The sequence below is a fragment of the Dokdonia sp. Dokd-P16 genome (assembly GCF_003095655.1).
Taxonomy (GTDB): domain Bacteria; phylum Bacteroidota; class Bacteroidia; order Flavobacteriales; family Flavobacteriaceae; genus Dokdonia.
Window position 1 is genome coordinate 1,019,489 of sequence record NZ_CP029151.1, and the last position, 14,625, is coordinate 1,034,113.

The window sequence follows — 14,625 nt, forward strand, 5'->3', positions numbered from 1 at the left end:
ATGAGTGTTTATGAAAGTGAAAACTATCCTCGTTTCGCAACCAAAGCCTAAGGTTGAAAACTCACCTTATTTTGAGCTAGAACAAAGACAACGCGTTAAAATAGACTTCATCCCCTTCATCCATGTAGAGGGTGTATCTGGAAAAGAAGTTAGATTACAAAAAGTAGACCTTAAAGACTACACAGCAATCATACTTACAAGTCGTAATGCCGTTGACCACTTCTTTAGAATTGCAGAAGAAATGCGTTTTAAAGTGCCCGATACCTTAAAATATTTTTGTCAAAGTGAAGCTGTTGCTTATTACCTACAGAAATACGTGGTATACCGTAAGCGTAAAATATATGTTGGTAAACGCACATTTCCAGAGCTTATTCCATTAATTAAAAAGCATAAGAATGAGACATTCTTATTGCCATCATCAGATAAGTTCAAACCTAACGTACCAGAACTTTTAGATGCTTTAGGAGTTAAATGGATGCAATCTACTTTTTACAAAACAGTAGTAAGTGATCTTTCTGAATATGAAAATGTGTTTTACGACATATTAGTATTTTTTAGCCCGAGTGGTATTCAATCATTATTTGAAAACTTCCCTAACTTTAAGCAAAACGACACACGTATTGCTGCTTTTGGGAACACCACAGTAAAAGCTGCCGAAGAAGCAGGACTTAAAGTAAATATTCAAGCACCTACACCAGAAACTCCTTCTATGACAATGGCGTTAGAGAAGTATATTAAAGATGTAAACAAGAAGTAATATTCTTCTATTGTATATAAAAAAACCTGCTCGATAAGCAGGTTTTTTTATGCCTGTTAATGAAATGTATTATCAAGATAATCTAAGCGTAAACCTCCTCGCGTTTTATTTCACTTAATATACCATCCCAAAGATTTAATCGCACTTTTAATGCTTCCTTAGACACAGCGACCACTTCATCCCATTTACTATTATCATCTCCACATAAATGTTCAATCATTTTCAACGCCATAGGCCCATGCTCATCTTCATCTAGCTCAATATGGCGATCAAAATAATACTTAAAATCAGATAAATCCTTAGCTGGGAAGTTCTCTTCTATTTCTCCAATAATTGCAGTAAACATTGCTGGAATGAGATTTTCACGGCCAAAGGTGAATGCCGCAGCAATCTCGTGTAACTTGCCTCTGTCTATAATATCAAATGTAAATTTCAAAAACTGACTTACACCCGCTGGCAAATCTGCAATAGCATCATTTAATGAAATTACATCAAAATCTGTAGCAACTAGATTATCTATTACAACCGTACTCGCACCAGCTTTTTGCATAGCATCAATGTACATCTCATAATGACTCTGTCGCTCCCCTTTTGCATTTATATCTGTCTCCTCAGCAAGAACAATTTCATTGATTAAATATCGAGTTTCGGTACTTCCTACTGGTTTCCATGGAGTTTGTGTACACGTTAATCCATTTTGCAAAGCCTTCAGTAAAGACATAAAATCCCAGACAGCATAAACATGATACTCCATAAAAACCAAAAGATCATCTGGAGTTTTTATCTCTTTGTACAAAGAATGGCTGAGCAACTGCTCTTGAAGTGGTTGTATTTCTTTTGTGACGTGTAAAATCATTTACTATAAATTTATTATATATAATACGCATATAATCGCGCTGTGGTTCTCATAAATAGGTGACAAATTTACAGTATTAAGAAGGGATATTTGATTTTTACGCTTTCGCGAAAGCGTAACTAAACCATATAAAAACACTTCCTTAACATTTATAGACACTAACTGTTTAAATCCCCTTTGATATATTTATTTTTGCACATCTCAAACAGAGCAAGAAATGTACAGAACGCACAATAATGGAAGCCTAAGAGCTGCCGATGTAAATAAGGAAGTTACCCTCGCAGGATGGGTTCAAAAATCTAGAGATAAAGGATTTATTATTTGGGTAGATCTACGTGATCGTTACGGAATGACGCAACTTGTTTTTGATGAGGAACGTACCGATGCATCTATCATGGAGCAAGCACGTAAACTAGGACGTGAGTTTGTAGTTCAAGTTACTGGAACCGTAATAGAGCGTGACTCAAAAAATCCAAATATCGCAACAGGAGATATCGAGATTTTAGTATCAAAACTAGAAGTGCTTAACGCTTCACTCACTCCTCCTTTCACTATAGAAGATGAAACTGATGGTGGTGAGGATGTACGTATGAAATACCGTTACCTAGATATACGCCGCAAGCCAGTGCGCGATAGCTTAATCTTTAGACATAAAGTTGCACTAGAAGTACGTAAATATCTTTCTGATCAAGATTTTATTGAGGTAGAAACACCATACTTAATCAAATCTACTCCAGAGGGAGCACGTGATTTTGTAGTTCCTTCTCGCATGAACGAAGGACAATTTTATGCATTACCACAATCTCCACAAACCTTCAAGCAATTGCTTATGGTGGGAGGAATGGATAAGTACTTCCAGATTGTAAAGTGTTTCCGTGATGAAGATTTACGTGCCGACAGACAGCCAGAGTTTACGCAAATAGACTGTGAGATGGCTTTTGTAGAGCAGGAAGATATCTTGAACATTTTTGAAGGACTTACAAGACACTTACTTAAAGAAGTAAACGGTGTTGAGATTGAGAAATTCCCACGCATGCTGTATGATGATGCCATGCGTTTATATGGTAATGACAAACCGGATATCCGTTTTGGGATGAAATTTGGAGAGCTCAATGAAGTAGCACAACATAAGGAGTTCGGAGTATTTAATAATGCAGAGCTTGTAGTAGGGATTGCTGTTCCTGGAGGAAATAGCTATACTCGCAAAGAAATAGATAAACTTATAGACTGGGTAAAGCGTCCACAAGTAGGCGCACTAGGAATGGTGTATTCTCGTTGCAATGACGATGGATCATTCAAGTCTTCTGTAGATAAATTTTATGATCAAGAAGATCTAGCAAAATGGGCCGAAGTTACTGGTGCTCAAAAAGGAGACCTTATCTGCATCCTATCTGGAGAGACTTCAAAAGTTCGCGCTCAAATGAGTGCATTACGTATGGAGCTGGCAACACGTTTAGGATTAAGAGATCCTAAGGTATTTGCTCCATTATGGGTAATAGATTTCCCATTACTTGAACTAGACGAAGAGACTGGACATTACCACGCAATGCACCACCCATTTACATCTCCTAAACCTGGACAGATAGAACTACTTGACACAAAACCAGGAGAGGTAAAAGCAAATGCATATGACCTTGTACTTAACGGTAATGAAATAGGAGGAGGATCTATACGTATACACGATAAAGAAACGCAAGCTATCATGCTACGCCACTTAGGCTTCTCTGAAGAAGAGGCTAAGGCGCAATTTGGCTTCCTTATGGATGCCTTTGAATATGGAGCACCTCCACACGGAGGTCTTGCTTTTGGGCTAGATAGACTTGTTGCAATATTAGGTGGTCAAGAGACGATACGTGATTTTATTGCTTTCCCTAAAAATAATAGTGGTCGTGACGTTATGATAGACGCGCCTGCTTTTCTTGATGATGAGCAAATGAAGGAATTGAATTTGAAGTTACGTGATCAAAAGTCATAACACCAACAAACTCATACTTAACAAAGCCAAATCTTGGAAACAGAAGAAAATCAAAGCAACTCTAAAGTATTTAAAACTGTTTTAAAAACGATAGCAATCACGATGGTTAGCATCTTGGTACTAGCGATTATTGCTTTTTTTATAACCATTACATTCTTTGAATAAATGAACAAAGCTCGACGTATTTTTATCATTGTTCTTTTCTTTATTCTAGCAGCAATGCTCGCATATGGATTTTACTGTAAAGACAATGTAGATGTTGCCTTGGGTCATAAATTTATTGGCCTTTCTATTGCTGGTGGTTTCTTTATCTTAATGCCCACTTTTATATATCATCGCTGGAAAGATCGCAAAGTAGCAGATTATATGCTCACCGATGATGCTTTTAAGAGAATGAAAGAATTTAACAACTCCAAAGATAAAAAGTGCTGAATTTAAAGAGTTTACATTAATATAATATTGGCAAAAGTTTGGTTTACCAAATAAAAGTGTAAGTTTGCACTTTATTAATACATATTTTATAATGGAAGGAACAGTAAAATTTTTCAATGAGTCAAAAGGTTATGGTTTTATAACTAACGACGACACCGGTAAGGACATCTTTGTACACGTTACAGGTCTTAACGGGGAAACTATCAACGAAGGAGACAAAGTTGAGTACGTAGAAGAAGAAGGAAGAAAAGGATTAACTGCTGCACAAGTACGTGTACTGTAGTTATCAAGATAGATAGATACTTTTTTACGATTACAAAAGCTCGCCTATGGCGGGCTTTTTTCGTTTACAAAAACTTTATAAAAGGTATAGTCTAGAATATTCTATTAAGTACCACACTTGCATCTAGAAGTACTATACAGAACACCCCAGCTACAATAATAAACTTCAAAATATTATGAAGTAGCACATAGTGAGGTCTCGCTACAGATCGCCATAAGATGGCCAGAAATAACAACAACAAAGCCACACTCCCGTAAAAGTAATAGCTCATATACCCCAACTTAAAGTGGTTTATTAAGAAAAAGATAGGGACTATTGTAAGACCTCCTAAAATAGTAAGTAACCACTTTGAGGTAGTAGTGCCATAAATAACAGGTATTGTTCTATAGTTCTGAACGAGATCGCCTTTTAAATTCTCTAAATCTTTAACCATCTCGCGCATGGCAATAACTAGAAACAGAAATGAACCGTGTACAAAAATGACAGGTGCTAGATTCCCGTAATAAATAAACACGGCAAAGAATGGAGTAATAGCCAGCGTTGCCGCTACTAGATTCCCTACAAAAGGATATTTTTTAAGCTTATGGGAGTAGATCCAGATCCCAAAAATATAAAGCGCATAAAATATCACTGCTTTAAAAGACACATAACTAGCAGCTATAGCGGCTAGAAAGTTAAGCACAAAATATATAGATAACTTTGTGTTTTGACTCACGAGCCTATCTAACATAGTTTTTTTAGGCCTGTTAATCAAGTCTTTTTCAGAATCATAAAAACTGTTGATGATATAACCAGCTGCAATAGTAAAAACTCCAGCAAGCACTAGAAATAAGAGATTGAGATCAAATATGATTTCGCGTAGGCGCAAATCTGGTGCTAATATAAATATAGATGTAAGGTACTGTGCGATGACGATTACTAGAATATTGTAACCACGTACCACAGAAAAGAGGCTAATTAACTTAAGGATAAAACGTTTGTTTTTTCTCGAAAGCATCAGTTGCCTTTTAAGTAAATAATATGAATTACTAGAAGGTATAAACCACTTCTAGCTTGTGTCCTTTGAGAGCGTGTTGTGCCTTTTCTAAGTCTTCAGTAAAGCCAAGCATGTAACCACCACCTCCAGAGCCGCAAAGCTTCAAGTAATAGTCATTAGTATCTATTCCTTGCTTCCATAAATCATGAAATTTTGCAGGAATCATAGGCTTAAAGTTGCTAAGCACCACTTTAGATAATTGCTTCACATTTCCAAAAAGTGACTTTACGTCTCCCTTTAAAAAATCATCTACACAAGCATCTGTGTGTTTTACAAACTGATCTTTAAGCATCGCTCTAAAACCATCTTGCTTCATGCTCTCCATAAAGATGTTTACCATAGGAGCAGTCTCACCTACGATACCACTATCTAATAAGAATACAGCACCTGTACCTGTTTGAGCTTGAGAAGGAATCCCAGCAGCTTCAATATGATCTTTACTATTGATAAGAATAGGTAGGCTCAAATAACTATTAAGAGGATCTAAGCCAGAAGATTTACCATGAAAGAAAGACTCCATACCTCCAAAGATTTGCTTCAAATTAAGCAACTTCTCGCGTGTAAGATTTTCTAACACTGTAATTTTATCTACTGCATATTTATCATAAATAGCAGCTACTAGCGCACCACTACTTCCCACTCCGTAACCTTGAGGTATACTAGAGTCAAAGTACATTCCTGCAGCTACATCTTCTTGCATTTGATCAATATCAAATGAAACAAGCTCTGGCTGCTCAGTTTGTAAGTTCTTTAAGTAAATAACAAAACGTGCAAGATGCCCGTTTGATGCAATCGCATCATCACTAGGGTTCTCTTCTATTTTAAGGGCTCCATTATAGAAGTTATAAGGAATAGCAAGACCTTTGGAATCTTTTATGATTCCATACTCGCCGAACAATAAAATTTTTGAATAAAAAAGTGGACCTTTCATAATGGGGATCTCCTAATGAGTTACACAAATTTACAGTTTTTTTGCTCCATTACCCACACAATCATCAATATAGTGGTTGTTTTGGCAAAATTTTGAAAGTTCGCTAGCTATAAATTTCTGAACAGACTCCTTTTCATTTTCCGGATATAACACATGAACGTTTGCTCCAGCATCAAGTGTAAAGCAAATCTTAGAACCTGTTTCATTACGGTAAGCCCAGATTTCACTAATAATCTCGAGTGTTTTAGGCTTCATCAAGATAAAATACGGATGACTCGTCATCATCATAGCATGTAGAGTGAGTGCCTCACTCTCCACAATCTTAATGAACTGATCTACATCACCTTGCTTAAAAACTTGCATCAAGCTTGATAAATTTTCATGAGCTTGGGTAAATCTCGCTTTCGCGAAAGCGTGACCATGCATTAAATCATGTCCTACAGTACTACTTACCTGCTTCTCACCTTTATCAACTAGCAATATAGTGTCCTGATAGTTGTGGAATTTCTCATGAATTTCTCCTTCGTAAGATGTTCCATAAAAGTTTGTGCTCCCTTCTATTTCTGCATGTTTACCCCAGACCACAAGAGGTCCCTCTATACTTCTACACGCACTTCCAGAACCTAATCTTGCAAGAAAACTTGCCTTCTCATTAAAGAAAGTATCTGTCATGGCTACCTCCATACCTCGCTCCATTTCCATAAGACAGAGCGCAAGTGCACTCATACCAGATGCAGAACTCGCAATACCAGAACTATGTGGAAAAGAGTTAGATGTTTCAATTTTATACTCATATTCCTTTACAAAAGGCATATAAATGGCTATACGCTCAAAAAATTTGGCAATTTTCGGCTTGAAGTCTGGCACTGCTTCTCCATCTAAAAAGATTTCAAAAGGAATCTCGCCAGAAACATTACTATTCTTTTTGTAAGACAGCGTAGTTGTTGTATGGCAGTTAGATAAGGTAAAACTTATGCTTGGGTTTTGAGGTAACTGCTCACCATATTTACCCCAATACTTAACAAGGGCTATATTACTAGGAGATTGATAACTTACAGATCCTGAAGGTAAAACTTTGTAATCACCAGAGGGTATAAAATCGCTTTCGGTCATTGAGTTTGAGTAGAAATTTATACAAAGATAGCAATATCAACGCTTAGAGACGTCTAAGATTATTCACTACCTTTAAGTCTTAACCAATTTATTTTATGGACAAAGATTTATTAATTCGCATTGTTCTCAGTATAATCATTTGCCTTCTTGTAGGCACTATAGGTGCTCTAGCAACCCAAAGCAGTATAGATACGTGGTATGTAGGTCTTATGAAACCTAGCTGGAGTCCGCCTAACTGGATATTTGCACCCGTGTGGATTATACTTTATATCATGATGGGTATAGCCGCAGGTATTGTGTGGAATAGAGGCTTTTACCACAAGTGGGTAAAAGTAGCTTTATACCATTTTGGCTTTCAGCTTATACTTAATGGATTGTGGAGCATCATATTCTTTGGACTAGAACAACCTTTCTTTGCACTACTCACAATTTGCGGCCTTTTCATCCTCGTAATCTTGACGATAAAATGGTTTAAGGTTGTAAATAGGTGGAGTGCAGCATTACTTATTCCTTATATACTTTGGCTTGCTTTTGCCACAGCACTTAATTTTGAAATCTGGCGTCTTAACTAGAGAGCTCAAGCAGTTTCTTTATAGTCTTATAATTTCGGGTGGTTGCAGTCACGCCAAGTTTTTTCTCAAAAAATGAATTAGTGCCCTTCGCCCTGCCATATCCTTTTTCTGGATAAAAGTAGATGCAATTCTCTGTTACTACAAAATGCTCAAATGGAATCTCTATTGTATTTACTGCCGCAATATCTTCTGCTTGCGCAGGAGTATGTAACAATGTAAAGTAACTTGACTCTATATATGCTGGCGAAAGCGCATTGCTCTCATAAACCTGAGTGAGCATTGTACGAGTTAAAACAAATACTGGCACCTCAAAACCGTACGTATCTGCAATAGCTTTCTTTATAACAGCAGTTATCTCATCTATACCTATCTCGTGATATTTAAATATAATATTCCCACTTTGTATATAGGTGACTACCTCGGCATATCCTAGCGAAGTGAAAAGGCTTTTGAGGTCTACCATCTTGATTTTTTTATGACCACCCACGTTAATGCCGCGTAACAAACATATGTGCGTTTTCATAAACTTATTTTAAGATTCTATAGCCTGAGCAATGAGATAACCACCCGTCCATGCATTTTGAAAATTAAAACCACCTGTAATTGCATCTATATTGAGTACCTCTCCTGCTAGATAAAGATTTGGCACTTTTTTACTTTCAAAGGTTTTAAAATTCACCTCCTTTAAGTTAACACCTCCCGCAGTTACAAACTCTTCTTTAAACGTACTTTTACCGCTTACGCGAAAACGGGATTGCGTGAGCTCACGACTTAATGACTGCAATTGCGTCTTCGTCAGTTCGGCCCATTTGGTAGCCTGCTGAATCCCTGAGGCGATTAATAAATTATGCCATAAACGCTTAGGCAACTCAAGTTGTGCATAGGTAAACGGAGACTGTTTTGCGTGTTGCAACTTGAGCTCTAAAAGCTCATCTAAAGCATCTTCTTGTGTGAGAAACTGGAGCCAATTTACTTGAATCTCAAACTGATATTTCAAATCGGCAAGTTCTCTTGCTCCCCATGCAGAGAGTTTTAAAATAGCTGGACCGCTCATTCCCCAGTGGGTAATAAGTAAAGGCCCTTCAGATTTTTGTTTGGTTCCTAGCACCTTTACGGTGACATTAGTTGCCAGACCCATAAGGCCATCTATCTTTTCATCTTTAATATTAAATGTAAAAAGTGAGGGTACTGCATCTGTGATAGAGTGACCTAGCTTTTGCAATAAAGACCACATCTTAGGATTGCTTCCGGTAGTCATCACGAGGTGATTACAAATAAAATCTCCCTTACTCGTCTTTACATAAAACGGATCTTCATTTGAAATTCTCGCTTTCGCGAAAGCGGAATCAAAACCAACATCTTGCACAGAGTGGTTAGAAAGCACTTCAATATTGTGCTTATGAGCCTCTTTTAAAAAACAATCTACAATGGTAGATGAAGAATCTGTGATGGGGAACATTCTCCCATCTTCCTCAATTTTAAGTTCGACACCTCGCTCTTCAAACCAAGCGATAGTATCTCCAGTCATAAAAGTGTGGAAAGGCCCTAATAATTCTTTCTGTCCTCTAGGATATTTTTTTGAAAGTTCTTTAGGTATAAACTCGGCGTGAGTAACATTACAACGCCCACCTCCAGAGATTTTTACTTTAGTAAGCACATCCTTACCTCGTTCTAAAATGGCAATTTTGAGCGATGGTCTCTTCTCGGCTATATTGATAGCGGTAAAAAAACCAGCTGCTCCTCCACCTACTATAAGTATATCAAATTTATTCATCTGCGATATCTGGTACAATACGAGTGTCAAAGATAAGTGTATTCACAGGCTTTAAGATATAAAACTCCCAAGGCTCAAGTGCAAATTCATTATTTGAATTTACTATTACCTCTTCACCGCTTACAGCATTTGTAAATGTACCGCTATATGGGTAGGTAGTTTTTACAGTCTTTCTTGAGAAATTACCAATGAATACTAATTGCTCTGCTTCCTTTTCTCTTCCAAAACTCATTATAGTTGGATGATTTACGTCAATCTTAATGAGTGAAGCTTTTTCTTTACCTCCATGCAGTGCGCTATTGTTGTTTTTAAGATTCCCTAGTGTTGCTAAGAGTTTAAAATAATCTCCTCGCTCCTTAGGAATACTATCTTTTTCGAAAAAGGCTAAACGTTTATCCAAGTCATATTCTTGCCCACTATATATGAGCGGCATGCCAGGCATCAGGTATGTAAGTGTGGTAAAAAGTTCTTTATTATCTGGCATGCGCTCACCTAGCGTTCCGGCCCAGCTATTTTCGTCGTGGTTTGTAACAAAGTACATATTCATATCATCTTGAGCTAGCGTTTGATCATACTGCGCGAGTAGGGTCCAAAAATCCTCTACACTTTTTTCTTCTTTGGCCATTTTATTTAGCAAATGATGCATCTGCCAAGCGTAGTGCATATCAAACCCATTTGCCATTAAATCTACTTGCTCTGCCTCTGCTAGCATAAAGAGCGGTGACTTTATTTTTTCAAGAGAATCTATCGCTCTCTTAAAGAATGGCACTGGCACTTTATGAGCAACATCCATTCTAAAACCATCAACATTATGCTCCTTTACCCAGTACGATAAATCTGCTATCATCTCATCGCGCATCGCTTGATTATCATAATTAAGATCTGCAACATCTGTCCATCCCCACGATTTACCCGTTACTGGATCTATAGGATCTACAATCTCTCCTTTATCATTTTGTGTATACCATTCTGGATGTTTTGTAATCCACGTGTGATTCCATCCCGTATGATTAGGCACCCAGTCAAGCACAACTGCTATTCCATGCTCATGAGCAATCTCAATCATATCATCCACATCTTGTAAAGTTCCAAATTCAGGATTTACTTCTCTAAAATCTGAGACTGCATAATAACTTCCTAGGTTCCCTTTTCTATTAGTTTCAGATATTGTAAAAATAGGCATCACCCAGAGTATCTTAACCCCAAATTCCTTTAAAAAAGGTATATCTTTTGTAAAAGATGCAAAGGTGCCTTCCGGAGAATACTGCCTTATATTTACTTCATAAATAACTCCAGACTCTTCCATAGTTTCATCAAACTGAAAAGATGTGTTTGATAACGCTTTCGCGAAAGCTGGAGTTTCATTTGAAGTATTGAATTCACAAGAACATAGTATTGTTACAAGAACAACAAGACTTAAAAAATGTTTTTTCATGAGTTTAAATTTCAGGCAGAGGAAGTACAATTATGTAATCTAACCAAAGTTAATAAATTGTACCACTCGTACACCAAAACATGACATAAAGCAAAATCGAGTAATTATATAAAAAAACTAGCCCTAGTTAAATCACAATACAACAATCAAAGTCATTAAATATTGCGGTATTCTCACCAAAAAGAGTTTGTTCACACGAAATCGTTTTCGTAACTTTATGGGGGGTCACACACTATCTTAACATAAAATTTGCATATTTTTAACCCTTAGAACGTGTACAAACACTCAAATAAACTAAGCAAACTAATTTTAAACAAGATTCTTATGAAGAAAGTAATACTTAAAAGTATGCTCTTGTTTGTTGCAATTCTCTTTGTAGGAATTGCCCAAGCCCAGACGGTGACCGGAACGGTTACTGAGGAAAACGGCCCATTACCGGGAGCAAATGTTATTGTAAAGGGTACATCTAACGGTGCAACTACCGATTTTGATGGAAACTACAGTCTTAACAACGTACCAAACGATGCAACACTCGTTTTTAGTTACGTAGGTTATGCTACTCAAGAAGTAGCTGTAGGTGGAAGAAGCACAATTAATATTGCTCTTGCTTCAGATAATGCACTTGATGAAGTGGTACTTATCGGTTACGGATCAACAACTATAAAAGATGCTACGGGAGCTGTAGATAATGTAGGTGCTGAAGACTTTAACCAAGGTGTAATTCAAACACCAGAACAACTTATACAAGGTAAAACTGCTGGTGTTCAAATATCAGAATCTTCTGGAGAGCCTGGTGCTGGTGTTGCAATACGTATACGTGGTAATAACTCTATACGTTCTGGAAACGATCCATTATTTGTAGTAGATGGTGTGCCTCTAGCTGGAGGTGGAGCACCTGGTGTAACTACTGGAGGTATTGCTCAAGCTGGTGGTGGAAATCCGCTAAGCTTTATCAACCCAAATGATATTGAGAGCATCTCTATACTAAAGGATGCATCTGCAACTGCGATTTACGGTTCACGTGGAGCTAATGGAGTTATTATCGTTCAAACAAAAGGTGGTCGAGGAGCTTCTAAAGGTGTTTGGGAAATCAACTCATCTGTAAGTTCTTCTAACGCTGCACAACGATATGACCTACTTAACAGAGCAGAATATCTTGAGGCAATCGCAGATCTTCCAAACACTCCAATTATAGGTAATGCAGATACAGATTGGCAAGATGTTTACCTACGCAATTCTTTCTCAAGACAGACAGATTTGAGCTATTCTAAAAGCTACACTGGCGGTAACGTACGTGCATCTTTTGGGTATGGAAATAATAATGGTGTTGTAGAAAATACATCATTAGAAAGAATTTCTGGCAGACTTAACTTTTCACAAAAGTTTTTTGATAACAAACTTACAGTAACGGGTACTGGTAGTATATCTCGCATTAATAGAGAGACTGCTCCATTAAATGGCGGTGCAGGATCTAGAGGTGATATAATAGGAGCATCAATATCTGCAAATCCAACATTCCCATTAGATGAAGAATTCTTTTTACAAACACCTGGTTTTTTCAGCCCTGTAAACTATCTAAACAGTTTTCAAGGGCTTTCTGAAAGTGATCGTATACTTGCTAACTTGTCTCTAGATTATAATTTCACAGAAGAGTTTAGTGCTAAGGTTACTGTAGGTTATGATAAGACAGAATCAAATACAACCGGTGTAGTTGCTTCTTCAATATTAAACGCAGAAGGACTTAGTAATATAGGGCGAGGAGATTACAACATTAATAATAATGAAAACAAACTTCTTGAAGCTACACTTAATTATAAGAAAGATTTTGGCAATGTAACTCTTGACCTTTTAGGAGGATTTTCTTACCAAGAATTTCAAAGAGATGGTGTTTTCTCTAATGGAGCTGGGTTCAACACTACTGATTTAGGAGCAATGAGAAGTCAACTCATTGATCAATACAATATTTTAAATAGTGTAGTTCCAAGCAATGCTCAAGTATTTGGATATGGAAACGACGGAAGCTTTGTTACAACACTCCTTCCTGAAATACAAACAGGACTTACAATTCCTGAAGGTTTTAACCGTATACTACCTGCATATATAGCAGGACGCTATAACAATACAGACGAATTACAATCCTTCTTCACAAGAGCTAATTTAACTTTCAACGAGAAGTTCTTAGTAACTGCCACTTTTAGAGCAGATGGGTCATCTACTTTTGGTGAGGAAGAGCGTTATGGATACTTCCCTTCTGGAGCTTTCGCTTGGAAGCTAGATCAAGAAGATTTTATAGGAGATAATATTTCTACACTAAAATTACGTCTTGGAGCTGGTATTGTAGGTTCTCAAGAAGGATTAGGTTATGGTCAATTTACTACTAGAACTCAAGCTAACTTTACTGCAATTGATAATGGACTCAATATTATAGGCGGCGGTGATAATATACCTGGAACTTCTCCTGTGGGAGATGTGAATGCAGGTTTAAAGTGGGAAGAAACCACAGACTTCAACATTGGACTTGACTTTGGTTTTAATGATGATCGTCTTAACGGTTCTTTTAACCTATATCGCAAAGAAACTAATGATCTCTTATTACTTGCTGAAACAGCCGCACCATCAAACGTACAGACAGCCTTTGGTAATTTAAGTGATGGAACTGTTTTAAATCAAGGGGTTGAATTTGCTTTAAACTATGCCTTTATAGATACTGAGGACTTTGGATTTGATGCATCATTTAATATTGCATATAACAAAAATGAAGTTCAAGATACTCAACGTATCATTCAAACTGGAGCTATACGTGGTAACGGTCTGACCGGTGCTTTTGCTCAACAGCTACAAGCAGGACAGCCACTATTCTCTTTCTATATGGCAGAATTTACTGGTTTTGATGAGAATGGCGATCCTACTTACTTAGATTTTGATGGTGATGGTATAGGAGACCCAGATGCAGATAAGTTTTTTGTAGGAGAAAATGCCGTACCTAAAGTTACTTCAGGTTTATCACTTAGTGCTCGTTACAAAAACTTTGATCTAAGCACTTACTTCAATGGACAGTTTGGATTCTCAGTGTACAATGCAACAGATAATGCATTCTTTACTAAATCTGCCCTAATTATTGGAAGAAACGTAACACAAGACGCCGCAAATAGTTTAGAAAATCCTAACTCATCTGTAGCTGTTTCTACGCGTTTTCTTGAAAAAGGAGATTTTGTAAGACTACAGTCTGCTTCACTAGGTTATAACTGGCCTTTGAGTGGAGATGGAATGTTTGATTCTCTACGTTTGTCTTTCACAGGTCAGAATCTCTTCTTGATTACAGGATACAGTGGTCTTGATCCAGAAATCAGTTCTAATACTGGATCACTCAATGCATCTTCTATTCCAACAGCAGGAATCGATTATGCTCCATATCCAAGAGCTCGTACTTTTACACTTGGTGTAAATGCTAGATTTTAATA

General features: G+C 37.2%; 13 protein-coding genes. 6 read left to right on the forward strand and 7 right to left on the reverse strand.

What is annotated here, in order from left to right; translation table 11 throughout:
* Positions 1 to 10 precede the first annotated feature (10 nt).
* Complete coding sequence (locus DCS32_RS04640) at positions 11 to 757, forward strand: uroporphyrinogen-III synthase (protein WP_035335512.1); 747 nt, start codon at positions 11 to 13, stop codon at positions 755 to 757.
* An 82-nt stretch (positions 758 to 839) separates the two neighbouring features.
* Here DCS32_RS04640 and DCS32_RS04645 read toward each other — a convergent pair whose 3' ends face one another.
* Complete coding sequence (locus tag DCS32_RS04645; RefSeq protein WP_108877203.1) at positions 840 to 1,613, reverse strand: DUF3050 domain-containing protein; 774 nt, start codon at positions 1,611 to 1,613, stop codon at positions 840 to 842.
* A gap of 217 nt (positions 1,614 to 1,830) precedes the next feature.
* Here DCS32_RS04645 and aspS point away from each other — a divergent pair, with 217 nt between their 5' ends.
* From aspS to DCS32_RS04660, 3 genes are all read left to right on the forward strand, one after another.
* Positions 1,831 to 3,588 (forward strand): aspartate--tRNA ligase, encoded by a 1,758-nt coding sequence (gene aspS / locus DCS32_RS04650; protein ID WP_108877204.1) that lies wholly within the window; start codon positions 1,831 to 1,833, stop codon positions 3,586 to 3,588.
* A gap of 165 nt (positions 3,589 to 3,753) precedes the next feature.
* Positions 3,754 to 4,020: a hypothetical protein gene (locus DCS32_RS04655; protein WP_108877205.1), complete on the forward strand. Its 267-nt coding sequence runs from the start codon at positions 3,754 to 3,756 to the stop codon at positions 4,018 to 4,020.
* A 91-nt stretch (positions 4,021 to 4,111) separates the two neighbouring features.
* Positions 4,112 to 4,303: a cold-shock protein gene (locus DCS32_RS04660; RefSeq protein ID WP_013750944.1), complete on the forward strand. Its 192-nt coding sequence runs from the start codon at positions 4,112 to 4,114 to the stop codon at positions 4,301 to 4,303.
* Positions 4,304 to 4,394: 91 nt separating this feature from the next.
* Here DCS32_RS04660 and DCS32_RS04665 read toward each other — a convergent pair whose 3' ends face one another.
* From DCS32_RS04665 to DCS32_RS04675, 3 genes are read right to left on the reverse strand one after another with little or no spacing between them, the layout of a single operon-like run.
* Positions 4,395 to 5,300 carry a geranylgeranylglycerol-phosphate geranylgeranyltransferase gene (locus DCS32_RS04665; protein ID WP_108877206.1) on the reverse strand — a complete coding sequence of 302 codons (906 nt, stop codon included), beginning with the start codon at positions 5,298 to 5,300 and terminating at the stop codon, positions 4,395 to 4,397.
* A gap of 31 nt (positions 5,301 to 5,331) precedes the next feature.
* Positions 5,332 to 6,270 carry a mevalonate kinase gene (locus tag DCS32_RS04670; RefSeq protein WP_108877207.1) on the reverse strand — a complete coding sequence of 313 codons (939 nt, stop codon included), beginning with the start codon at positions 6,268 to 6,270 and terminating at the stop codon, positions 5,332 to 5,334.
* A 30-nt stretch (positions 6,271 to 6,300) separates the two neighbouring features.
* Positions 6,301 to 7,383, reverse strand: a complete 1,083-nt coding sequence (locus DCS32_RS04675) for a diphosphomevalonate/mevalonate 3,5-bisphosphate decarboxylase family protein (RefSeq protein ID WP_108877208.1) — start codon at positions 7,381 to 7,383, stop codon at positions 6,301 to 6,303.
* Between the two features lie 95 nt (positions 7,384 to 7,478).
* Here DCS32_RS04675 and DCS32_RS04680 point away from each other — a divergent pair, with 95 nt between their 5' ends.
* On the forward strand, positions 7,479 to 7,955 hold the full coding sequence (locus tag DCS32_RS04680; protein ID WP_108877209.1) for a TspO/MBR family protein: 477 nt from the start codon (positions 7,479 to 7,481) through the stop codon (positions 7,953 to 7,955).
* Here DCS32_RS04680 and DCS32_RS04685 read toward each other — a convergent pair.
* Genes DCS32_RS04685 through DCS32_RS04695 form a run of 3 tightly spaced genes read right to left on the reverse strand, consistent with a single transcriptional unit; the run spans position 7,948 to position 11,164 of the window.
* Positions 7,948 to 8,478 carry a DUF1697 domain-containing protein gene (locus DCS32_RS04685; RefSeq protein WP_108877210.1) on the reverse strand — a complete coding sequence of 177 codons (531 nt, stop codon included), beginning with the start codon at positions 8,476 to 8,478 and terminating at the stop codon, positions 7,948 to 7,950. The two genes, DCS32_RS04680 and DCS32_RS04685, sit on opposite strands and share 8 nt — an antisense overlap.
* A gap of 9 nt (positions 8,479 to 8,487) precedes the next feature.
* Complete coding sequence (locus DCS32_RS04690) at positions 8,488 to 9,729, reverse strand: NAD(P)/FAD-dependent oxidoreductase (protein ID WP_108877211.1); 1,242 nt, start codon at positions 9,727 to 9,729, stop codon at positions 8,488 to 8,490.
* Positions 9,722 to 11,164 (reverse strand): alpha-amylase family glycosyl hydrolase, encoded by a 1,443-nt coding sequence (locus DCS32_RS04695; protein ID WP_108877212.1) that lies wholly within the window; start codon positions 11,162 to 11,164, stop codon positions 9,722 to 9,724. The genes DCS32_RS04690 and DCS32_RS04695 overlap by 8 nt, the downstream gene beginning before the upstream one ends.
* Positions 11,165 to 11,488: 324 nt before the next feature.
* On the opposite strand from DCS32_RS04695, the gene DCS32_RS04700 reads away from it, so the two are divergent.
* Entirely contained in the window at positions 11,489 to 14,623 is a 3,135-nt protein-coding gene (locus DCS32_RS04700) for a SusC/RagA family TonB-linked outer membrane protein (RefSeq protein WP_108877213.1), read from the forward strand.
* The last annotated feature ends 2 nt before the right edge of the window (positions 14,624 to 14,625 follow it).

Excerpts from the sequence above, each read along its gene's own strand:
- DCS32_RS04640 (WP_035335512.1), top strand. The coding sequence starts at position 11 with ATGAAAGTGAAAACTATCCTCGTTTCGCAACCAAAGCCTAAGGTTGAA.
- DCS32_RS04645 (WP_108877203.1), bottom strand. The coding sequence starts at position 1,613 with ATGATTTTACACGTCACAAAAGAAATACAACCACTTCAAGAGCAGTTG.
- aspS (WP_108877204.1), top strand. The coding sequence starts at position 1,831 with ATGTACAGAACGCACAATAATGGAAGCCTAAGAGCTGCCGATGTAAAT.
- DCS32_RS04655 (WP_108877205.1), top strand. The coding sequence starts at position 3,754 with ATGAACAAAGCTCGACGTATTTTTATCATTGTTCTTTTCTTTATTCTA.
- DCS32_RS04660 (WP_013750944.1), top strand. The coding sequence starts at position 4,112 with ATGGAAGGAACAGTAAAATTTTTCAATGAGTCAAAAGGTTATGGTTTT.
- DCS32_RS04665 (WP_108877206.1), bottom strand. The coding sequence starts at position 5,300 with ATGCTTTCGAGAAAAAACAAACGTTTTATCCTTAAGTTAATTAGCCTC.
- DCS32_RS04670 (WP_108877207.1), bottom strand. The coding sequence starts at position 6,270 with ATGAAAGGTCCACTTTTTTATTCAAAAATTTTATTGTTCGGCGAGTAT.
- DCS32_RS04675 (WP_108877208.1), bottom strand. The coding sequence starts at position 7,383 with ATGACCGAAAGCGATTTTATACCCTCTGGTGATTACAAAGTTTTACCT.
- DCS32_RS04680 (WP_108877209.1), top strand. The coding sequence starts at position 7,479 with ATGGACAAAGATTTATTAATTCGCATTGTTCTCAGTATAATCATTTGC.
- DCS32_RS04685 (WP_108877210.1), bottom strand. The coding sequence starts at position 8,478 with ATGAAAACGCACATATGTTTGTTACGCGGCATTAACGTGGGTGGTCAT.
- DCS32_RS04690 (WP_108877211.1), bottom strand. The coding sequence starts at position 9,729 with ATGAATAAATTTGATATACTTATAGTAGGTGGAGGAGCAGCTGGTTTT.
- DCS32_RS04695 (WP_108877212.1), bottom strand. The coding sequence starts at position 11,164 with ATGAAAAAACATTTTTTAAGTCTTGTTGTTCTTGTAACAATACTATGT.
- DCS32_RS04700 (WP_108877213.1), top strand. The coding sequence starts at position 11,489 with ATGAAGAAAGTAATACTTAAAAGTATGCTCTTGTTTGTTGCAATTCTC.